Origin of the sequence: Microbacterium sp. Root166 (assembly GCF_001427145.1) — a bacterium.
Taxonomy (GTDB): domain Bacteria; phylum Actinomycetota; class Actinomycetes; order Actinomycetales; family Microbacteriaceae; genus Microbacterium.
In genome coordinates, this window is record NZ_LMGL01000002.1 from 59,812 (window position 1) to 81,162 (window position 21,351).

The 21,351-nt window shown below is 69.9% G+C and carries 18 protein-coding genes; 13 read left to right on the plus strand and 5 right to left on the minus strand.

Annotated elements, in window-relative coordinates; translation table 11 throughout:
• Positions 1-55: 55 nt before the first annotated feature.
• Positions 56-547: an Lrp/AsnC family transcriptional regulator gene (locus ASD56_RS08070; protein WP_055964014.1), complete on the plus strand. Its 492-nt coding sequence runs from the start codon at positions 56-58 to the stop codon at positions 545-547.
• Here the strand turns inward: ASD56_RS08070 and ASD56_RS08075 are convergent.
• A complete protein-coding gene (locus ASD56_RS08075) occupies positions 544-1,353 on the minus strand; it encodes a ParA family protein (protein ID WP_055964018.1) in 810 nt (269 codons plus the stop codon). The two genes, ASD56_RS08070 and ASD56_RS08075, sit on opposite strands and share 4 nt — an antisense overlap.
• A gap of 73 nt (positions 1,354-1,426) precedes the next feature.
• On the opposite strand from ASD56_RS08075, the gene ASD56_RS08080 reads away from it, so the two are divergent.
• From ASD56_RS08080 to def, 3 genes are read left to right on the plus strand one after another with little or no spacing between them, the layout of a single operon-like run.
• Positions 1,427-4,834, plus strand: a complete 3,408-nt coding sequence (locus tag ASD56_RS08080; protein WP_055964021.1) for a pyruvate carboxylase — start codon at positions 1,427-1,429, stop codon at positions 4,832-4,834.
• A 56-nt stretch (positions 4,835-4,890) separates the two neighbouring features.
• Positions 4,891-6,360, plus strand: a complete 1,470-nt coding sequence (locus tag ASD56_RS08085) for a MinD/ParA family ATP-binding protein (protein ID WP_055964024.1) — start codon at positions 4,891-4,893, stop codon at positions 6,358-6,360.
• A 7-nt stretch (positions 6,361-6,367) separates the two neighbouring features.
• A complete protein-coding gene (def, locus tag ASD56_RS08090; protein ID WP_055964027.1) occupies positions 6,368-6,859 on the plus strand; it encodes a peptide deformylase in 492 nt (163 codons plus the stop codon).
• Between the two features lie 76 nt (positions 6,860-6,935).
• Here def and ASD56_RS08095 read toward each other — a convergent pair whose 3' ends face one another.
• A complete protein-coding gene (locus ASD56_RS08095) occupies positions 6,936-8,762 on the minus strand; it encodes an AMP-dependent synthetase/ligase (RefSeq protein ID WP_055964030.1) in 1,827 nt (608 codons plus the stop codon).
• A 172-nt stretch (positions 8,763-8,934) separates the two neighbouring features.
• Between ASD56_RS08095 and ASD56_RS08100 the strand changes: the two genes are divergently transcribed.
• Genes ASD56_RS08100 through ASD56_RS08110 form a run of 3 tightly spaced genes read left to right on the plus strand, consistent with a single transcriptional unit; the run spans position 8,935 to position 11,951 of the window.
• A complete protein-coding gene (locus tag ASD56_RS08100) occupies positions 8,935-9,870 on the plus strand; it encodes an ROK family glucokinase (RefSeq protein WP_055964032.1) in 936 nt (311 codons plus the stop codon).
• 4 nt (positions 9,871-9,874) lie between these two features.
• Positions 9,875-10,561 (plus strand): lysophospholipid acyltransferase family protein, encoded by a 687-nt coding sequence (locus ASD56_RS08105; RefSeq protein WP_055964035.1) that lies wholly within the window; start codon positions 9,875-9,877, stop codon positions 10,559-10,561.
• A gap of 52 nt (positions 10,562-10,613) precedes the next feature.
• The gene (locus tag ASD56_RS08110; RefSeq protein WP_055964038.1) at positions 10,614-11,951 is read left to right on the plus strand and encodes a class II 3-deoxy-7-phosphoheptulonate synthase; all 1,338 of its coding nucleotides are present in this window, start codon (positions 10,614-10,616) and stop codon (positions 11,949-11,951) included.
• Between the two features lie 93 nt (positions 11,952-12,044).
• On the opposite strand, the gene pknB is transcribed toward ASD56_RS08110, so the two are convergent.
• Entirely contained in the window at positions 12,045-13,988 is a 1,944-nt protein-coding gene (gene pknB, locus ASD56_RS08115; protein ID WP_055964041.1) for a Stk1 family PASTA domain-containing Ser/Thr kinase, read from the minus strand.
• A gap of 70 nt (positions 13,989-14,058) precedes the next feature.
• Positions 14,059-15,036 (minus strand): LysM peptidoglycan-binding domain-containing protein, encoded by a 978-nt coding sequence (locus ASD56_RS08120; RefSeq protein ID WP_157536018.1) that lies wholly within the window; start codon positions 15,034-15,036, stop codon positions 14,059-14,061.
• Between the two features lie 356 nt (positions 15,037-15,392).
• Between ASD56_RS08120 and ASD56_RS08125 the strand changes: the two genes are divergently transcribed.
• Entirely contained in the window at positions 15,393-15,743 is a 351-nt protein-coding gene (locus ASD56_RS08125) for an Rv2175c family DNA-binding protein (protein WP_235565613.1), read from the plus strand.
• Here the strand turns inward: ASD56_RS08125 and ASD56_RS08130 are convergent.
• Entirely contained in the window at positions 15,740-16,834 is a 1,095-nt protein-coding gene (locus ASD56_RS08130; RefSeq protein WP_055964044.1) for a polyprenyl synthetase family protein, read from the minus strand. The two genes, ASD56_RS08125 and ASD56_RS08130, sit on opposite strands and share 4 nt — an antisense overlap.
• A 64-nt stretch (positions 16,835-16,898) precedes the next feature.
• Here ASD56_RS08130 and ASD56_RS08135 point away from each other — a divergent pair, with 64 nt between their 5' ends.
• From ASD56_RS08135 to ASD56_RS08155, 5 genes are all read left to right on the plus strand, one after another.
• Positions 16,899-17,264, plus strand: coding sequence for a DUF3040 domain-containing protein (locus ASD56_RS08135; RefSeq protein ID WP_055964046.1), 366 nt, complete (start codon positions 16,899-16,901; stop codon positions 17,262-17,264).
• A 192-nt stretch (positions 17,265-17,456) separates the two neighbouring features.
• Entirely contained in the window at positions 17,457-17,888 is a 432-nt protein-coding gene (gene mraZ, locus ASD56_RS08140; protein WP_055964049.1) for a division/cell wall cluster transcriptional repressor MraZ, read from the plus strand.
• Between the two features lie 105 nt (positions 17,889-17,993).
• Positions 17,994-18,947, plus strand: a complete 954-nt coding sequence (gene rsmH / locus ASD56_RS08145) for a 16S rRNA (cytosine(1402)-N(4))-methyltransferase RsmH (protein WP_055964051.1) — start codon at positions 17,994-17,996, stop codon at positions 18,945-18,947.
• The gene (locus tag ASD56_RS08150) at positions 18,944-19,543 is read left to right on the plus strand and encodes a hypothetical protein (RefSeq protein ID WP_055964054.1); all 600 of its coding nucleotides are present in this window, start codon (positions 18,944-18,946) and stop codon (positions 19,541-19,543) included. Before rsmH ends, ASD56_RS08150 begins: the two co-directional genes overlap by 4 nt.
• A gap of 4 nt (positions 19,544-19,547) precedes the next feature.
• Positions 19,548-21,332: a peptidoglycan D,D-transpeptidase FtsI family protein gene (locus tag ASD56_RS08155; RefSeq protein WP_055964057.1), complete on the plus strand. Its 1,785-nt coding sequence runs from the start codon at positions 19,548-19,550 to the stop codon at positions 21,330-21,332.
• The last annotated feature ends 19 nt before the right edge of the window (positions 21,333-21,351 follow it).

Sequence of the window (21,351 nt, forward strand, 5' to 3'; positions counted from 1 at the left end):
GGATTCTTCGCTGGAGGAGTATCGTTTGCAGATTCCACAAGCGAAGGGCCGATCCATGGCATTGCCGTCGAAGATTCCGCAGTCGCCGTCGCTCGACCCCACGGACCGGGCGATCCTCGAGCTCCTGGTCGAGGACGGGCGGATGACGAACGCGGCCCTCGCCGCGCGGGTCGGTCTCCCCGAGTCCACGTGCGCCTACCGGGTGCGGGCGCTGCGCGAGAGCGGAGTCATCGCGGGGATCCACGCGCGCATCGACCTCGCCGCGATCGGCCGGCCGATCCAGGCGGTCATCAAGGTGCACCTGTCCAGCCACAATCGGGTGCACATCGACGAGCTCTTCGATCTGCTCGTCGCGATCCCCGGCGCGCTGTCGGTGGTGCACGTGGCGGGCGACAACGACTTCCACCTCCACGTGGCGGTGGCCAGTCCGGAGCGCCTGCGCGACGTCATCCTGGAGCACATCACCAGCCATCCGGCGGTCACGAAGACCGAGACGCAGCTCGTGTTCGAAGTGCGCGAGGGTGCCGGCGTCCTGGCGCCGCTCTAGACCTGCGCCTCGCCGGGCACGGGCACGCGCCCGGTGCGCATGATGCGGTCCAGCAGCGAGTCGAAGTCGGCCGCGAGCTCCTGAGCGGAGTCGCCCGGCCAGATGTGCAGCGGCTTGGCCGCACCCTGAGCCTGCTGCAGCGACGTGCGCTCGGGCAGCTGCGGTGAGAGCACGAGCGGCCCGAACATGTCGCGCAGCTCCTTGATGCGGAACTGGTGCTCGATCGACTGCGGGCGCACGCGGTTGACCACGATGCCCAGCGGCTGAAGACGAGGGGAGAGACCGCGGCGGATCTCTTCGATCGCGCGCAGCGCACGGTCGGCGGCTGCGACCGAGAAGAGTCCGGGCTCGGTGATGACGATCACCCGGTCGCTCGCGGCCCATGCGGTACGGGTCAGGGCGTTGAGGGAAGGGGCGCAGTCGATGAGCACGAGGTCATAATCGGACTCAATCGTCGCGAGTGCCTCTTCCATCTTCCAGACGTCCCGGACGCTCGGGTGCGGGCCGTCGAAGTTGATCGCCGAAGGGCTGCCGATCATGACGTCGATGGTGCCCGGATGCACCTTGGCCCAGCCGCTGGAGGTGATGGCCTGACGGACCGTCTTCTCCTTCGGATTGGCCAGGACATCGGCGACATTCAGGCGACCGGCGACCTGAATGTCCATGCCCGTCGACACGTCGGACTGCGGGTCGAGGTCGACGACGAGCGTGCGGACACCGCGGGCGAAAGCCGCCGACGCGAGTCCGAGAGTCACGGTTGTCTTGCCGACTCCACCCTTGAGCGAGCTGACGGATAGGACGTGCACAAGGCACCACGTTACCGTCCCCTAGGCTGTGAGCACACTCAGGCCCGCCCGCGCCGCCGCCTCCGGAGGTCGAATGTTCCGCAAGATCCTCGTCGCAAACCGTGGAGAGATCGCCATTCGCGCGTTCCGCGCTGCGTATGAACTCGGTGCCCGCACCGTCGCCGTCTACCCCTACGAGGACCGCAACTCGCTGCACCGCCTGAAGGCGGACGAGGCATATCTCATCGGCGAGAAGGGGCACCCCGTCCGGGCGTACCTCGATGTCGACGAGATCATCCGCGTCGCGAAGGAAGCGGGAGCCGACGCCGTATACCCCGGCTACGGATTCCTCTCGGAGAACCCCGAGCTGGCCGAGAAGGCCGCGGCCAACGGGATCGCGTTCATCGGCCCGCCCGCGCGCGTGCTCGAGATGGCGGGCAACAAGGTCACCGCCAAGCATCACGCGGTCGCGGCCGGGGTTCCCGTGCTGCGCTCGACCGAGGCATCCGACGACGTCGACGCCCTGATCGCGCAGGCCGAGGGGATCGGGTTCCCCATCTTCGTGAAGGCCGTCGCCGGCGGCGGCGGACGCGGCATGCGTCGCGTCGAGACGGCCCCCGAGCTCGCACCGGCGCTGGCCGAGGCGATGCGCGAAGCCGGAAGCGCGTTCGGCGACGCCCGCGTGTTCCTCGAGCAGGCCGTCCAGCGCCCGCGTCACGTCGAGGTGCAGATCCTCGCCGACCAGACGGGCGAGACCGTCCACCTGTTCGAGCGCGACTGCTCGGTGCAGCGTCGCCATCAGAAGGTCATCGAGATCGCGCCGGCGCCGAACCTCGATCCGGCCGTGCGCGACGCGCTGCACGCCTACGCCGTCGCCTTCGCCCGCTCGATCGACTACCAGAACGCCGGCACCGTGGAGTTCCTCCTCGAGACCGCCGGACCCCGCACGGGCGAGGTCGTCTTCATCGAGATGAACCCCCGCATCCAGGTCGAGCACACCGTGACCGAGGAGGTCACCGACGTCGACCTCGTCCAGTCGCAGATGCGCATCGCGGCGGGCCAGACCCTGGACGAGCTCGGCCTCACCCAGGATCGCATCCACCTGCGCGGTGCGGCGCTGCAGTGCCGCATCACCACGGAGGACCCGACGCAGGGCTTCCGTCCCGACACCGGCAAGATCACGACCTACCGCTCGCCCGGCGGCGCCGGCATCCGCCTCGACGGCGGCACCACTGCCGCGGGCTCGCAGGTGAGCCCGCACTTCGACTCGATGCTGACGAAGCTCACGTGCCGCGGCCGCGACTTCGGCGCCGCCGTCCTGCGCGCCCGCCGCGCCCTGGCGGAGTTCCGCATCCGCGGGGTCTCCACGAACATCCCGTTCCTCCAGGCGGTGCTCGACGACCCGTCGTTCGTCGCCGGCGACGTGAGCACGTCATTCATCGACGAGCGCCCCGCGCTGCTGCGGGGACGCGAGTCCAAGGATCGCGGCACGAAGATCCTCAACTGGCTCACCGACACGACGGTCAACAAGCCGAACGGCGAGAACCCCGTCACGATCGATCCGCGCCTGAAGCTCCCGGCCCTCGACCTGCTCAGCGACCCGGCTCCCGGGTCGCGGCAGCGCCTGATCGAGCTCGGCCCGGCCGGCTTCGCCAAGGCGCTGCGCGAGCAGACCGCCCTCGCCGTCACCGAGACGACGTTCCGCGATGCCCACCAGTCGCTGCTGGCGACCCGCGTGCGCACCAAGGACCTCGTCACCGTCGCTCCCTACGTCGCGCGGCTCACCCCGCAGCTGCTGTCCGTCGAGGCGTGGGGCGGTGCGACCTACGACGTCGCGCTGCGCTTCCTCGGCGAGGACCCGTGGGAGCGCCTGGACCGCCTGCGCACCGCGCTGCCGAACGTCGCGATCCAGATGCTGCTGCGCGGACGCAACACGGTGGGCTACACGCCGTACCCGACGGAGGTCACGGACGCCTTCGTACGTGAGGCCGCGTCGAGCGGGATCGACATCTTCCGCATCTTCGACGCCCTCAACGACGTCTCGCAGATGCGGCCCGCCATCGACGCCGTGCTCGCCACCGGCACCTCCGTGGCCGAGGTCGCCGTCTGCTACACGGGCGACCTGCTGAACCCGGCTGAAGACCTGTACACGCTCGACTACTACCTGCGCCTGGCGGAGCAGATCGTGGACGCCGGCGCCCACGTCCTCGCGATCAAGGACATGGCGGGCCTGCTGCGGCCGGCCGCGGCATCCCGTCTCGTCTCCGCCCTGCGTGAGAACTTCGACCTGCCCGTGCACGTGCATACGCACGACACCGCGGGCGGCCAGCTCGCGACGCTGCTGGCCGCGAGTGAGGCGGGAGCGGATGCCGTTGACGCCGCCGCCGCGCCCATGTCGGGCACCACGAGCCAGCCGTCGCTGTCGGCGCTGGTCGCGGCCCTCTCGCACACCGAGCGCGACACCGGCATCGACCTCGACGCCGTGAGCGACCTCGAGCCGTACTGGGAGGCCATGCGCCACCTGTACTCGCCGTTCGAGTCCGGCCTGCCGGGCCCCACCGGTCGCGTGTACCACCACGAGATCCCGGGCGGGCAGCTGTCGAACCTGCGTCAGCAGGCGATCGCGCTGGGACTGGCCGAGGACTTCGAGCTGATCGAGGACATGTACGCCGCCGCCGACCGGATCCTCGGCCGCGTGCCGAAGGTGACGCCGTCCTCGAAGGTCGTCGGCGACCTGGCCCTGCACCTCGCGGCGGTCAAGGCCGACCCCGACGACTTCGCCGAGAACCCGCAGAACTACGACATCCCCGACTCGGTGGTCGGCTTCATGGCCGGCGAGCTCGGCGACCTGCCCGGCGGCTGGCCGGAGCCCTTCCGCACCAAGGTGCTGCAGGGCCGGACGGTCGACATCGCGGTCACGCCGCTGACGGCCGCCGAGACGATGGCTCTGGAAGGGGATGCCGCGGCCCGCCGCGAGACGCTGAACAAGCTGCTGTTCCCCGGGCCCACGCAGGCGTACCGCGAGGTGCGCGACCTGTACGGCGACGTCAGCCTGCTCGACACGTCGGACTACCTGTACGGGCTCACTCCGGGCACCGAGCACGTGGTGGAGATCGAGCGCGGCGTGCAGCTGTTCGTCGGCCTGGAGGCCATCGGCGAGGCCGACGACAAGGGCATGCGCACGGTGATGACCACCCTCAACGGTCAGCTGCGTCCCGTGTTCGTGCGCGACCGCGGCATCGACGTCGAGGCCCGTCAGGCCGAGAAAGCCGACACCACCAAGGCGGGTCAGGTCGCCGCGCCGTTTTCGGGTGTCGTGACGCTGAAGACCGTCGTCGGCGACGCCGTCCTGGCCGGTCAGCCGGTCGCATCCATCGAGGCGATGAAGATGGAGGCGGCCATCACCGCACCCGTCGACGGGGTCGTCGAGCGGGTCGCGATCGGCGAAACCCAGCAGGTGGAGGCAGGCGACCTTTTGGTCGTCATCCGTCCTGCCCAGTAACCTGGTGGGCGGCACCCGCCCGAAGCACGCCCTCCTCTGCCTTGGAGAACTCCGCAGTGACGCCTGATCGACCCGACCACACGCCCGAAGAATCCGAGAACGGCGTGCTGTCCGACACCGGCAGCATCGAGACCGCCGGCTTCGGCATCCTCGGCGGCACCACCGCCCAGGTCAACGTCGAGCTGCCCACCGAGTCCGACGACGACCTCGTCGACGACGACGTGATCGGCCACGAAGTCCCGTTCGTCGTGGAGATCCCCGCCGATACCGCCGAGGCGGAGATCGTGGACAACGCCGCGGCCTACGAGGACTGGACGTTCGAGGACGACGGCGTCGCCGTCGATGAGACGGCCGACATCGTCACCGCCGTCGAGGTGGAGGAAGAGCCCGCAGTCTTCGCTGAGGACCCCGAGCCCGCGGCGACTCCCGCCGCCGCGGCTCCGGCCGCAGCGCCCGCGCCCGCCGCGGCGCGCGCGGAGCAGGCAGCGCCGGCCGAGCCGGCGCAGGCGGTCGCCCGAACGAACGCCTTCCCCGAGGTCTCGCTGACCTCGAAGCGCCTGGGCGAATTCGAGCCCGGCCGGGAGACGGCCGATCTGCTGACCGCCGACCGGCTGCTCGACCCGCACCAGGTCGTGCGATCGGAGCCGGAAGGCTACTGGCAGCACCTGGTCTATTCGGTCTCGGGCCGCCGCATCAACCTCGGCGACAGCAAGCGCGCTCGCGCCCGCAAGGCGCTCGACCGCCGGATCGCCGCTCCGCTCAACGGCGGGGCCCGCTTCGTGCCGGTGCTTTCGCGCAAGGGCGGCGTCGGCAAGACCACCGTCACGACCCTGCTCGGCATGGCGCTGGCCGATGCGCGCGACGACCGCGTCATCGCTGTGGACGCCAACCCCGACCGAGGCACGCTCGCCGAGCGCATCTCCCGCAGCAGCGGCAAGACGGTGCGCGACCTCATCCGCATGCGCCGCGAGGTGGTGGGCTTCAATGATCTGTCGGGAATCGTCGCCCGCGACGAGACGCGACTGGACGTCGTGGCGTCCGACTCCGACCCGCACGTCTCCGAGGCCTTCAGCGACGCGGACTACCGCGACGTCGCGACCCTCGCCGCGCACTACTACTCGATCGTCCTCACCGACACCGGGACCGGCATCGTGCACTCGGTGATGGGAGCGACGCTCGAGCTCGCCGACCAGCTGGTCGTCGTCTCAGGTCTGAGCGTCGATGAGGCCCGCCTGGCGTCGGAGACGCTGACCTGGCTCGAGAGCAACGGCTACGCCGACAAGGTGCGCAACGCCGTCGTGGTGCTCAACACCGCGCGTCCCGGCACGCCGCTCATCCGCCCGGAAGAGCTCGAATCGCACTTCCGCACGCGCGTCCGCGCGGTCGTCCGCATGCCCTACGACCCGCACATCGCCGCCGGCAGCGCCATCGTCTTCCGCGACCTCCAGCCCGAGACGCGGCAGGCCGCGCGCGACCTCGCCGCGACCGTCGTCGAGGGACTGCGCTCGCTCTCTGCTGCGGCCTGACCCGATCATGGCTGTCCGACCCATCCGTGTCTTCGGCGACCCCGTCCTGAAGTCCGTCAGCACACCCATCGACAAGGTCGACGAGGGCGTACGCGGGCTCGTGCGCGATCTCCTCGACACCGTCGAGCTGCCCGGCAGAGCCGGCGTCGCGGCGCCGCAGATCGGCGTCGGCCTGCGCGCGTTCAGCTACAACATCGACGGCGACATCGGCTACGTGCTCAACCCCGTGCTCGTCGAGGTGTCGGGGGAGCCGGCCGCCATCGGTGAAGGATGCCTGTCGGTCCCGGGGCTGTGGCATGACGCCGTGCGCTACCCGTGGGCGAAGGTGGTCGGCACCGACCTGGACGGAAACGAGGTCGTGCTCGAGGGGGAGGGGCTGCTGGCCCAGGCGCTCCAGCACGAGACCGACCACCTCGACGGAACCCTGTACCTCGAGCGGCTGACGCCCGACGAGCGTCGCGTCGCGATGCGCGAGATCCGCGAGTCGGACTGGTTCTGAGCCGCGCCTCTCAGCCACGTGGACGACCGAAGCCCCGGACCTCCGAAGAGGGCCGGGGCTTCGGCATCCGATCGTCCTACGAGAGCGCGACGTTCGAGGTGTTGACGGGAACGCTGTAGAGCTCGTCGACCTCGGTGGCGAAGTCGTCCATGATGACGTTGCGCTTGATGCTCATCTTGGGCGTCAGGTGACCGCTGGCCTCGGTCCACTCCGTGGAGAGGAGCGTGAACTTGCGGATCGACTCGGCCCGCGACACGTGCTTGTTCGCCTCGTCGATCGCGCGCTGCACCTCGGCGCGGACGGCCGGGTTGGCGGCGGCGTCCTTGAGACTCATGCCCTTGTCGAGGCCGTTGTTCGCCAGCCACGTGGGCAGCATCTCCGAGTCGAGCGTGATCAGCGCCGAGATGAACGGCTTCTGGTCGCCCACGACGACGACCTGGCCGACGATCGGGTTGGCACGGATCGGGTCCTCCAGCACGGCGGGCGCGACGTTCTTGCCGGCGGCCGTGACGATGATCTCCTTCTTGCGCCCGGTGATCTTGAGGAAGCCCTCGTCGTCGAACGAGCCGATGTCGCCGGTCCTGAACCAGTCGCCGTCGAAGGCCGCGGCCGTCGCCTCGGGGTTGCGCCAGTACTCCTTGAACACGTTGATTCCGCGGACCTGGATCTCGTCGTCCTCTGCGAGGCGGACGCCGACGCCCGGCAGCACCGGGCCGACCGTGCCGATCTTCGACTTCGTCGCCAGGTTGACCGTGGCGGGAGCGGTGGTCTCGGTGAGGCCGTAGCCCTCGAGGATCGTCACGCCCAGGCTGTGGAAGAAGTGGCCGAGACGCGGGCCGAGCGGCGCCGAGCCCGAGACCGCGTAGACCACATTGCCGCCCATGGCCGTGCGCAGCTTGCTGTAGACGAGCCGGTCGAAGAGCTTGAACTTGATCTTCGTCAGCAGCGGCACCTTCTTGCCGTCCTGCAGCAGCGTCGAGTGCTCGACGGCGGTGTGCGCGGCGGCGCGGAAGATCTTGCCCTTGCCGCCGGCCTCTGCCTTCTGCTCGGCCGAGTTGTAGACCTTCTCGAACACGCGCGGAACGGCCAGGAGGAACGTCGGCTTGAACGAGCCGAGCGCCGGAAGGAGCTGCTTGGTGTCGGGCTGGTGGCCGGTCTTCACGCCGGCGTGGATGTCGAGGATCGAGATGAAGCGGGCGAAGATGTGCGCCGTCGTGATGAACAGCAGGGTCGATGCCCCCGGGGTCTCGACGACCTCGGCGAGCGCCTTGGACGAGTTGCGGACGAGCTCGACGAAGTTGCTGTGCGTGAGCACGCAGCCCTTCGGGCGTCCGGTCGACCCGGAGGTGTAGATCAGCGTCGCGATGTCGGCGCCGTTGGCCAGATTGCGGCGGCGTTCGATCTCTTCATCGGTGACGTCCTTGCCCTCGGCGATGAGCTTGTCGAGGTCGCCGTTCTGCATGGCCCACGTGGAGCGGAGAAGCGGCACGTCGGCGCGCACCTCGTCGAGGCGGGCCGCGTGGTCGGCGGACTCGGTGATGCACGCCACTGCGCCCGAGTCGGTGAGGATCCAGCCGATCTGCGTGGGGGAGCTGGTCTCGTACACCGGCACCATCACGGCGCCGGCGAAGAACAGCGCGAAGTCGACCAGTGTCCAGTCGTAGGTGGTGCGGGCGATGAAGCCCACCTTGTCGCCGGGCTCGACGCCCGCGGCGACGAAGCCCTTGGCCAGGGCGATCACCTGCGTGTGGAACTCGGTGGCGGTGATGTCGCGCCAGCCATCACCGTCGGGCACGGCGAACAGCGCGAGCTGAGGGGTCGCCTTCACGCGCGCGACCAGAAGGTCGGTCACGTTCGCCTTCGGGTCGGCGGGGACGATCGCGGGGACTTCGAATTGGACCACGGCAGCTCCTTCGGTACCGGACGGGTAAATCGCGGGTCTATCTCATGTGAGTCTAATCCGCACCGGGCGCTCGGCATCAGCCACCGGCCCGCGGCGATCAGCCGATGCGCACCCACCGGCGCCGATAGACTGCACACCGCCGTCGCGAGCGCGCCGGCCGGAGGGGAGTGCGGTGCTCAGGGTCGGAATCGACATCGGCGGAACGAAGATCGCCGGAGGCGTCGTCGACGCCGGCGGCCGGATCGTCGAGAAGCTGCGCGTGGACACCCCGACCGACACCGGTGCGCTGGCCGCGGCCGTGACCGACATGGTCCAGCACTTCCGCGCGGGCTACGAGATCGGCGCGGTGGGCGTCGCCGCGGCGGGCTTCATCGACCGCGATCGCGCCGTCGTCATCCACGCGCCGAACATCGCGTGGCGCAACGAGCCGCTCAAGGCCGACCTCGAATCGCGCATGGACCTGCCGGTCACCATCGAGAACGACGCGAACGCCGCCGGCTGGGCCGAGTTCCGCTTCGGCGCCGGCAAGGACGTCGAGAACATGGTGATGCTCACGATGGGCACCGGCGTCGGCGGAGCGGTCGTGCTCGACGGCTCGCTGTTCCGCGGCGGTCACGGCATCGGCGCGGAGCTGGGCCACATCCGCTTCATGCGCGACGGCCTGCCGTGCGGCTGCGGGCAGAACGGATGCCTCGAGCAGTATGCGTCCGGTCGTGCGCTGCAGCGCGAGGCGAACGCCATCGCCGACGGCGGCGGGATCGGATCGGCCCTCGCCGCGCTGCGCGCCGAGTCGGGCACGATCAGCGGCCCTGCGGTCTCTCGGCTCGTCCTCGCCGGCGATCCGGGTGCGACCGAGGCGCTCCGGCGCGTCGCGACCGCGCTGGGGGAGTCGTGCGGCGGCTTCCAGGCGGTGCTGGACCCCGAGCTCTTCGTGATCGGCGGCGGCGTCGCTCAGCTCGGCGAGGATCTGCTCACTCCGGTGCGACTGGCGTACGAGACCTCACTGCCCGGCTACGGTGATCGCCCCATCGCGCAGTTCGCCATCGCCCAGCTCGGCAACGACGCGGGACTCATCGGCGTCGCCGACCTCGCCGCAGCGGAGGCGTAGCCCGATGTTCTACTGGCTGATGAAGTACGTGGTGGTCGGACCGCTCGTCAAGGCGATCTTCCGCCCGTGGATCGTCGGCCGTCGCAACATCCCCGCCGAGGGCGGAGCCATCCTCGCCAGCAACCACCTGTCGTTCGTGGATTCCGTCATCCTGCCGCTGATGATCGACCGTCGCATGGCGTTCCTGGCCAAGAGCGACTACTTCACCGGCAAGGGCCTGAAGGGCACGGCGACCCGGATCTTCATGAAGGGCACCGGGCAGCTGCCCATCGACCGATCAGGCGGCAAGGCGTCCGAGGCATCCCTCAACACCGGCCTTCAGGTGCTGGGCGGCGGCGAGCTGCTGGGCATCTATCCCGAGGGGACCCGCAGCCCCGACGGCAAGCTGTACCGCGGCCGCACCGGTATCGCCCGCATGGCGCTCGAGGCGCACGTGCCGGTCGTGCCAGTGGTCATGGTCGACACCGACACCATGATGCCGATCGGCCGGCGCCTGCCCAACGTCGTGCGGGTCGGCGTCGTGATCGGCGAGCCGCTGGACTTCTCGCGCTTCCAGGGCATGGAGGGCGACCGCTACATCCTCCGTTCCATCACCGACGAGATCATGGTCGCGCTGCAGCGACTGGGCGAGCAGGAGTACGACGACGTGTACGCCTCCACGGTGAAGGACCGCCTCAAGACCACCCGCTGAGCGGGGCGTCATGCGCGCCGGTGCCCCGGTGGCCCGCCGCTAGACTCGGGGGATGCTTCAGCAGCTCGACACCCTCGACCACTGGCGGAATCTGCCGATCAAGCAGCAGCCCGCCTGGCCGGATGCCGACGCGGTCGCCGCGGTCTCCGCCGAGATCGCCACCCTGCCCCCGCTCGTCTTCGCCGGCGAGGTCGACAACCTGCGCGAGCGCCTCGCGCGCGCGGCCTCCGGAAACGCGTTCCTGCTGCAGGGCGGCGACTGCGCCGAGACTTTCGCAGGCGCGACGGCCGAGCAGATCCGCAACCGCATCAAGACGGTGCTGCAGATGGCAGTGGTGCTGACCTACGGCGCATCGATGCCCATCGTGAAGATGGGGCGCATGGCGGGCCAGTTCGCCAAGCCGCGCTCGAGCGACAACGAGACCCGAGGCGACGTGACGCTGCCGGCATACCGCGGCGACATCGTCAACGGCTACGACTTCACCGAGGCCTCGCGTCAGGCCGACCCTCAGCGGCTGCTCAAGGGCTACCACACGGCGGCATCGACCATCAATCTGATCCGCGCGTTCACGCAGGGCGGCTTCGCAGACCTCCGCGAGGTGCACTCGTGGAACAAGGGCTTCGCGCAGAACCCGGCGAACCAGAAGTACGAGCGCCTCGCGAATGAGATCGATCGGGCCATCCGGTTCATGGGGGCCGCGGGTGCGGACTTCGACGAGCTCAAGCGCGTCGAGTTCTACACCGGCCACGAGGGCCTGCTGATGGATTACGAGCGCCCGATGACCCGCATCGACTCCCGCACGAACACGCCGTACAACACGTCGGCCCACTTCCTGTGGATCGGCGAGCGCACGCGCGAGCTCGACGGCGCCCACGTCGACTACTTCTCGAAGATCCGCAACCCCATCGGCGTGAAGCTCGGCCCGTCGACCTCGCCCGAGACCGCGCTCGAGCTCATCGACAAACTCGACCCGAACCGCGAGCCGGGCCGCCTGACCTTCATCACGCGCATGGGCGCGGGCAAGATCCGCGATGCGCTGCCGCCGCTGCTCGAAGCGGTGAAGGACTCCGGCGCGACGCCGCTGTGGGTCACCGACCCGATGCACGGCAACGGCATGACGACGCCCACGGGCTACAAGACGCGCCGCTTCGACGACGTCGTGGACGAGGTGCGCGGCTTCTTCGAGGCCCACCGTGCCGTCGGCACGTTCCCCGGCGGAATCCACATCGAGCTCACCGGCGACGACGTCACCGAGTGCCTCGGCGGCTCGGAGGAGATCGACGAGGCGGCTCTGGCCACGCGCTACGAGTCGCTGTGCGACCCGCGCCTCAACCACATGCAGAGCCTCGAGCTGGCCTTCCTCGTGGCCGAGGAGCTCGAGAAGCGCTGACCCGGATGATGACGGATGCCGCGGCCGCGGCATCCGCTATGGTTCTTTGCCGACGATCGGGACGTTGAAGCGATCGGGCGAGGGCGCGCGGGGCTAGAGAGTCGCGCCGATGCGGATCGAGATCTCGGTGCCCTTGCGCTTCATGGCGCCCGGGTCGGGATCCTGCGACTCGACCTGGGTGAACGGGTCGGGGAAGGCGTCCCAGCGCTCGTCGTAGGCGATGGTGAATCCGACGGCGGCCGCGGCGTCGCGTGCCTCCGCGAGCGTCATCCCGAAGAGGTCGGGGACGGCGAACAGCGGGGGACCGGAGGAGACGATGAGGGTGACGGTGTCGCCGGGAACCCAGGCGGCTCCGCCCTCCTTGTCGGCGATGCGGATGACGAGCCCGTCCTCGACGGTGTCGCTGGGCTCTTCGGGGCGGTCGCCCGAGACGACGAGCTCCACTCCCTCGAGGGCTGCCGTGGCGTCGCCGACCGACTGCCCGGCGACATCGGGCACCGCGCCGGCCGAGACGAGCAGGGTCGCGCTGTCGCCCTGGTGAACGGTGCAGCCGCCTGTGCAGTCCACGGGTTCGGCCGCACCCCGGGGAGTGACGGATGCCGCGATCACCGCGTCCTTCGGCACGTCGGCGGAGAACTGGCGGGCGCTGTCGCCGACCGCGACGACGTTCGCGTCCAGCAGCTCGCGCGCCTGCGCTTCGGTCATGCCCGCGAGCGGGGCGATCGTCACCTCGGCGGGGCCGAGGGAGATGTAGACGTCGATCGACGAGTCCTGCTCGACCCGCGTTCCCGACCCGGGCTCGGTGCGGATGACCTGCCCGAGCGGGATGTCGAGGCTGTTCTCGCCCTGCTCGACGGCGACGAGCGAATCCTGCGCGAGACGTTCCTGCGCTTGCACGAAGGTGAGACCGGAGACGTCGGCGACGGGCACGAGCGAACCGGGACCTGATCCGAACCACCATCCCGCGCCGGCCGCGAGAGCGGCCAACAGCACCACGATCGTGACGATCCAGCCGCCCTTCGCGCGGCGGCGCCGGGCTGCGCCCCGGAGTCGTGCGGCATTGTCGACGACGTCGGTGGGCCCAGGGGTCGCCTCTCCGGGCAGCGGCATGACAGCGGTCAGGTCGCCCGAGGCGGCTCCGTCGTCGTGCAGCGCGCGCTGCGGAGCCGTGCGCGTGACGGTCGGGGTGATGGCGAGCTCGCGCTCGATCTCGCGGAGGCGCTCGAGCATCTCGCGGGCGTCCGAGGGGCGGTCATCCGGGGTCTTCTCGGTCGCCCACAGCACCAGCTCATCGAGAGGTTCGGGCACGCCGGGGTTCTTGACGCTCGGCCGCGGCACCGAGTCGGTGGCGTGCTGGAACGCGATCTGCATGGGCTGCTCGCCCTTGTACGGCTGCTCGCCCGTGAGCATCTCGTAGAGCATGATCCCGAGGGCGTAAATGTCGCTGCGGGCATCGGCGGTGCCGCGCGTGACGAGCTCGGGGGCGAGGTAGGCGATGGTTCCGAGCAGCTGCGCGCCGGTCGCGGTGTTCGCGGTCGTCGCCCGGGCGAGGCCGAAGTCACCGATCTTGATGCGGCCGTCCTCGGCCAGCAGCACGTTCTCGGGCTTCACGTCGCGGTGCACGATGCCGGCCCGGTGCGCAGCGGCCAGGCCCGAGAGGATCGCGTCGAGGATCGACACCGCCTGCGGCACGGTGAGGCGGCGCTGCTCGCGCAGCAGATCGCGCAGCGTGATGCCGGGCAGGTACTCCATGACGAGATAGGCCATGTCGCCGTCCTGGCCCTGATCGAACACGTTCACCACGTGCGGGTCGGCCAGTCGCGCGGCCGCCCGGGCCTCCTGGATGAACCGGCTCTGGAACACGGTGTCGTCGCTCAGATGGCCGTGCATCACCTTGAGGGCGACCCGGCGTTCGAGCCGCAGATCGGTCGCGACGTAGACGGTCGCCATTCCGCCTCGTGCGATGCGGGCACGCACGCGGTACCGGCCGTCGACCAGACGGCCGATCAGCGGGTCCGTCTGCTGGCTCGTGCTCACGTACAGAGTCTACGGACGCAGACCTGCGAGCCAGCGGAACGGCGCACCACTGCGCGCTGTGGATCCGGGCTCAGCCGAGGGCCGCGAGCCACGCGTACGCGGGCTGCTCCCACGCCGTGTAGCGGTCGGGATACGCGGAGATCTGCACGGCCTGCGCCGCATCGGCGAAGGACAGGTCCTGCCAGCCGGCGACATCGAGCAGCCCGCGCGTCCGATCGCCGTTGGGATCCGAGGCGCCGCCGTAGAACACCTTGATGGAGCGGACCCGGTCGCGGATCTCCTCGGGCGTGCCCCAGCCGGCGCTCGGGCGCTGCTGGAAGAGTCCGAGCGAGTCGCGGTCGCCCCAGTCGAGATTGCGGATCCACGATTCCTGCATCGCCGTGCCGAGTGCGATGGCGATGCCGCGGTCGGGCACGCCGAGCTCTCGACCGACCTGGATGATGAGTCGCGCGTTCTCGATCTGCTCGGCGTCGAGTCCGGGGACGCTGACGCCCGCCGGAGCAGCCGAGGCGGCGGGGATCGACAGCGTCTGCCCGGGGTAGATGATCGACGCCGCCACCAGGCCGTTGGCGGCGAGGACGGCCTGGGTGCTCACGCCGTGGCGCGATGCGATGCCGCTGATGGTGTCGCCTGCCTGCACGACATATCCGGCTGCGGGGGCGGGTGCCGGCGCGGGAGCCGGTGCAGGAGGGGCGGGGGATGCCGCGGCCGCCGCACCGGGGATCACCAGGGTCTGCCCGGGGTAGATGATCGACGACATCGCCAGGCCGTTGGCGGCGAGGACCGCGTGAGTCGTGACGCCATGGCGCGACGCGATGCCGCTGATGGTGTCGCCCGCGACCACGGTGTAGCCACCCGCGGGCGCTGCCGGAGCGGGTGCGGGCGCCGCCGCGGCGGAGAGAAGCAGCACCTGGCCGGGATAGATCACCGAGGACCACGAGAGCCCGTTGAGGGCCAGGACATCCACGGTGCGCAGACCGTGCCGGGAGGCGATGGCGCTGATCGTGTCGCCGCTCACGACGGTGTAGCTCGTGGGCGCGCTGGTCATGGCGACCTCGAAGGCGCGGATGCCGGCGGGCTGTGCCGGAGCTTTCGACAGCGTCGCCGGAGACTGGTTCGCCCGTTCGGGCGGCGCGGCGTGTGCCGGGGCGGCCGTCAGTGCCAGCGCGATGGTGCCGAAGACGGCTACAGGCGCGGTCAGGACAGCGTTGGTCGCGCGACGCGCGCGCGGTGTGCGGTGATCGGTTCGCAAGAGCTTCCCCCCTCATCGGACTGCCAGAACCGTGGCACGGAAGTGAACTCGTGTCAACGGGTGTGGTAGGAGAGACCCCTGTTACTGGTGTGACTGAGGTGCATCCTGACGGAGAGGTGCGGGGCGCCGCGCAGGGGTGGGATAGTTGCTGGGTGACACCTGACGACGCCCCGCGCATCGAGACCGAATGGCTCAGCCTGCCCGAACTCGTGGAGGTGCTCGGTGAGCCGCTCGGCCGCGTGAGGCGCTTCCTGGACGAGTCCTATCTCGTCGGATCCCGGCGCGACGGACCGCTCAAGGTCCCGGCGCTGTTCATCCTCGACGGCCATCCGATCGCGTCGCTCCGCGGGACCGTCATCGTGCTGCACGACGTCGGACTCTCCGACGACGAGACCATCGACTGGCTGCTCACGCACGAGGAGTCCATCGGCATGCCGCCGATCGAGGCGCTCCGCGCCGGCCGCAAGGCCGAGGTCCGACGGGTGGCGCAGACCGTCGCCTAGGTGATGCGGACGGTCGCTGCCCGTGCGAGCTCTCGCAGCTCGCCCACGGCCGCGTTGCCCAGCCGAGCGCCCGAGAGTGAACGCTCGGCCTCGCGCGCATAGTCGGCGATGAGGCGCTCGACGCGCTCCAGCGCGCCTGTGTCGACGATGGTCTGCTGCAGTGAGGCGATCTGGTCCGCCTCCAGCTCCGGGTCGCCCAGCAGCTCGTCGACGGTCCGCCGCGCCGGGGGCGGAAGAGCCTCGCGCGCATAGGCGATGAGCACTGTGCGCTTGCCCTCCCGAAGGTCGTCGCCGGCGGGCTTGCCCGTCTCCTTCTCGTCGCCGAACACGCCCAGGACGTCGTCGCGCAGCTGGAAGGCCATGCCGACCGGGTGCCCGAACGCAGCGAGCGCGGCCGCCTGCGCGGCATCCGCCCCTGCCAGCGCCGCACCGATGCCGAGCGGCTGCTGGATGCTGTAGCGCGCGGACTTCAGCGATGCCACGCGCAGTGCCCGCTCGGCGTGCCGGGCGTCCGGCTCCGTTGCGAACGCGGACTCCTCAGCGATGTCGAGGAACTGCCCGATGGTGACTTCGCGCCGCATCGTTGAGTACTCGCTGCGCGCCGTCGCTGCGACTGCGGGCGTCGCCGTGGCGAGCCCTTCTTCGAACAGGTCGGCGCTCCACGCGACGAGCAGGTCGCCGAGGAGGATCGCTCCCGACCTGCCGAAGGCCGCGGCATCCCCTGCCCATCGTGCATCTCGGTGCGATCCCTCGAGCGCCCGATGGGCGGCGGGGCGGCCGCGGCGGGTGTCGGAGTTGTCGATCACGTCGTCGTGCACGAGCGCGGCGGCGTGGAAGACCTCCAGCGCGGCGGCTGAGGTGACGACGGATTGCGGGGGAGCGGATGCCGAGCGGGAGGCCTCCTCCACAGCCCTCCACCCCGCGATGCAGAAGCGTCCTCGCAAGCGCTTGCCGCCCGAGACGGCCGAGGCGGCCGCTTCGACGAGGAGGGCCGCTTCGGGTCCGAGGGGGACCGCATGAGCGCGCTGAGCCGAGACGAAAGTGTCCAGACGCTGGGAAATGCCTTCGACAGGGTCCGGAGAGGCTGACACGGGCCTAGCCTAGTGATCTACGGCACGCGTAGAATCGAAGGACTCGAGCTACAGAGGGGGATGCATGCCACTCTCCGAACAGGAGCAGCGCCTGCTCGATGAGATGGAACGCCATCTCATGCGCAACGACGCGGATGTCGTCAGCGCGCCCCGCGGCGGGCGCAGCCTCAGCTACCGCAACATCGTCTACGGCACGATCCTCGTGCTGCTGGGCCTCGGCGGCCTGATCGTGGGTGTCTCGCTGCAGATGATCGCCGTCGGCGTGATCGGCTTCGTCGTCATGCTGGGCGGTGTGATCCTCGCGGTCACCCCGTCCCGATCGACCGGTCCCGTCCGCGTCGAGACGGCAGCGCCTACCGCCGCCCGCCAGGGCGCCTCCTTCATGGATCGCATGAACGACCGATGGGACAAGCGCCAAGAAGGGCGCTGAGCCCACCGGCCGAGCCGGCACGACAAGCACCGACCTTCGGGTCGGTGCTTTTTTTGTGCCCGATCCCGGCTCTCGCGCGGCCCAGTGGGGCGCGGGGGAGCAATTCGTCGCGCTTTGAGTGACAAAGTGGAGAGAAGTGGAGTAAAGTGGCGTGCAACCCGGGGGGCCGGCTGAAGGGGGTGGGGTGGACCGATGCTTTTGGGCACGCACACTCCCAAGCTGGACGACAAAGGCCGCGTCATCCTCCCGGCGAAGTTCCGGGATGATCTGGGCGGGGGCGTCGTGGTAACACGCGGACAGGACCGCTGCCTCTATGTCTTCAGCACGCAGGAGTTCGAGCGGGTGCACGAGCGGATCCGTGAGGCGCCGCTCGCCAACAAGCAGGCCCGGGACTTCCTGCGCATGTTCCTCTCCGGCGCGAGTGCCGAGAAGCCCGACAGCCAGAACCGCATCACCATCCCGCCGCCGCTGCGCGCGTACGCCGGGCTCGAACGCGACCTCGTCGTCACCGGCGTCGGCGCGCACGCCGAGATCTGGAACGCCGACTCCTGGAACGCCTACGCCGATGCCAACGAAGAGACCTACGCCGAGCTCGAGCAGGAGGTGATCCCGGGCCTGTTCTGAGCCCTCCGGTCCCGACTCCCAGCTGCTCGTGCCCTGACACCACTTCCCCGGTGCCAGGTCGGAGCGGATGGGGATCAGGGCCTGAGGTCCCGAATACCGATCATCATGAACCTGCGCGACATCCACACCCCGGTCCTCCTCGACCGCTGCGCCGAGCTGCTGGCACCCGCCCTGCAGCGCGACGGCGCCGTCTTCGTCGACGCGACGCTCGGCATGGGCGGTCACTCCGAGGCCTTCCTCGAGCGCTTCCCCGGCATCCGCCTCGTCGGCCTGGACCGCGACACCGACGCGCTGCGCATCGCAGGCCAGCGCCTGGCCCGTTTCGGTGACCGCGTCACGTTCGTGCACACCGTATACGACGGCATCGCCGACGCCGTGGCGTCGGCCGGGTTCGGCGCCGCAGACGCGATCCTCTTCGACCTCGGGGTCTCGTCGCTCCAGCTCGACGAGGCGGACCGCGGATTCGCGTACTCCAAGGACGCCCCGCTCGACATGAGGATGGATCAGTCCGCCGGCACCACCGCCGCGGACATCCTCGCCACCTACGGCGAAGGCGACCTGCGCCGGATCTTCGAGCGCTACGGAGAAGAGAAGCTGTCCGGGCGCTATGCCCGCGCGATCATCGCGGCACGGGCCGAAGCGCCGATCGAGCGGTCGGGAAGGCTCGTCGAGATCCTCGTCGCGGCCACGCCGTACGCCGCGCAGCGCACCGGCCACCCGGCCAAGCGCGTCTTCCAGGCGCTGCGGATCGAGGTCAACCGCGAGCTGTCGGTGCTCGAGCGCGCCATCCCCGCGGCACTCGATGTGATGCCCGTCGGCGGGCGCATGGTGGTGCTCGCGTACCAGTCGCTCGAGGATCGCCTCGTGAAGCGCGCCTTCGCGCAGGCCACGGCCTCGACGGCCCCTGCGGGACTGCCCGTCGAGCTCCCCGAGCACGCCCCGAAGTTCCGGCTCCTGGTCAAGGGCGCCGAGCTGGCCTCCGAAGAGGAGCGGGCCGTCAATCCTCGCGCGACGCCGGTCCGGCTTCGTGCCGTCGAGCGGATCAGGGAGGACTCGTGAGCACGCTCTCCACGGCCGCCCTCGGCGCCCCCTCCGTCGCCCCCGATCGCGGCGATCGCCCCGCACGCCGCCTCCGCGTCGTCGACGCACCGGCGCGCCGCCGCCGGCCCCGGCTCCTCTACGGCATCGTGGCGGTCGTCGGCGCATTCGTCATCGCCTCGGCGCAGATGGTCTTGTCGATCATGACGACTCAGGCCTCGTACGAGCTGTCGGCCTTGACGCAGGAGGCCCGCGACCTGACGTTCCAGAAGCAGATCCTCTACGACGAGGTCGCAGGCCTCAGCTCGCCCCAGTACCTCGCCGCGAACGCCGCAGCCCTCGGAATGGTCATCGACCAGTCGCCGAACTACCTGCGACTCAGCGACGGAGCCCTGCTCGGAACCGGCGGAGTCTCGTTCGGCTCGTCGTCGGTGGACGCGATCGGCCGTGGCACGGTGCCCAATGCCCTCATCTCCGACACGGCGCTGGTCACCGTCCCGGAAGCCACCATCGAAGGCGTGCCGGTCGCGCCCGTCGAGGTCGTGCCGGAGGACGGGGGAGTATCCAACACTCCGCCGCCGCTGACCGACGGACTGCCCACACCGAGCACACACTGATCGCATGACGACCCGCAGCACCCGAAGCCCCCGCCGACGCACCGTCGTCGCGTTGGCCGTCGTGCTCGCCGTCCTGGCGGGTTTCACCGTCCGCCTCGTCGACATCCAGGTCGTGAACGCGGACGAGCACGTGTCGGACTCGCTCGAGCGCGCCTTCCAGGGATCGCAGGTGCTGCACGGCACGCGCGGCCAGATCATCGACTCGACGGGCCAGACCCTCGCGAGCAGCGTGCTGCTGTACGACTGCCAGATCTCGCCGCAGCTCGTGAGCCAGATCGACGGCGACATCGAAGCAGGCACCTCCAGCTCCCGCCCGTGGTCCGAGGTCTCCGAGGACGTCGCAGAGATCATCGGGCGGACTCCCGACGAGGTGCGTGCGATCGTCGCCGACGAATTGGCGGTCAACCCCGAGTCCGAGTTCGCCTATCTCGCGAAGGGCATCAGCACGCAGCAGTACCGCGATCTGGCGGAGCTCGGGGCGAACTACATCGCCTGCCTGCAGCACCCGGCCCGCGCGTATCCGGACGGAGCCGTCGCCGGCAACATCGTCGGCTTCGTGGGCACCGACGGCCAGCCTCTCGAAGGACTCGAGAAGACGTACGACGACTGCCTCTCGGCCACGAGCGGTGCGCTCGCGTACCAGCAGGGCAAGGACGGCGTGGTCATCCCCGGCACGGTGCGCGAGCAGCCCGCCGTCGACGGCGGCACGCTGGAGCTGACCATCAACCGCGACCTGCAGTGGTACCTGCAGCAGCTCATCGGCGAGCAGGTCCAGAACATGGCCGCACAGAGCGGATCGATCCTTGTGGTCGAGGTCGCCACGGGCAAGATCAGGGCCGCCGCCGAATACCCCACGGTCGACCCCAACGCCGTCGACAGCTCGGCCGAGGGCGACCGCGGCAGCCGCATCTTCCGGGGAACCTTCGAGCCGGGCTCCACGTTCAAGTCGCTCACCGCGGCCACCGTGATCGACGCCGGCGGGCAGACGCCGCTGTCGACCGTGACGGCCTCCGGCCGGGAGACGTTCGCCAACGGCGCCCGCGTCAACGACGCGTTCGGCCACCCCGCGTACGAGTACACGCTCACCGGCGTGCTGGTGGACAGCTCGAACGCGGGCATCTCGAAGTTCAGCGAGAAAGTCAGCGCCCAGACGCGCTACGACTACTTCAAGAAGTTCGGCATCGGCGAAGGCACCGACACCGGCTACCCCGGCGAGGAGAAGGGTCTCATCCACCCGGTCGAGGACTGGGGTGCCCAGACCACCTACAACACGTCGTTCGGACAGGCTCTCACCACGACGATGCCCGAGCTCGCCGGCGCCTATGCCGCCATCGCGAACGACGGCGTGCGCATGCCGCTCTCGCTCGTCGAGTCCTGCACGGCGGCCGACGGCACCGTGGTGCGTCCCGAGCTCGCCGACCCGGTGCAGGTCCTGAGCGCCGGAACTGCCCAGCAGGTGCGCAGCATGCTCGAGAACGTCTTCGTGCAGGCCGGCTACTCGAAGTCCGTGGCGACGTCGGGCTACCGGCTCGCCGGCAAGACGGGAACGGGCGAGAAGTCGGACGGGAACGGCGGCTACAAGGCGGGCGTGTACTACACGACGATGGTCGGCTTCGCGCCGGCCGACGACCCCGAGTACGTCGTCGTCGTGACCATGGACGAGCCGACGAAGGTAACATCGTCAGCGGCCAACGCGACCGCGTTCCAGAGGGCGATGACACAGGTGCTCAAGACCTATCGCGTCCTTCCCGCGACGTCGGCGCCGGAGCTGCTGCCCAAATTCGGGTGACACTCCCTTCTGCCGGAGA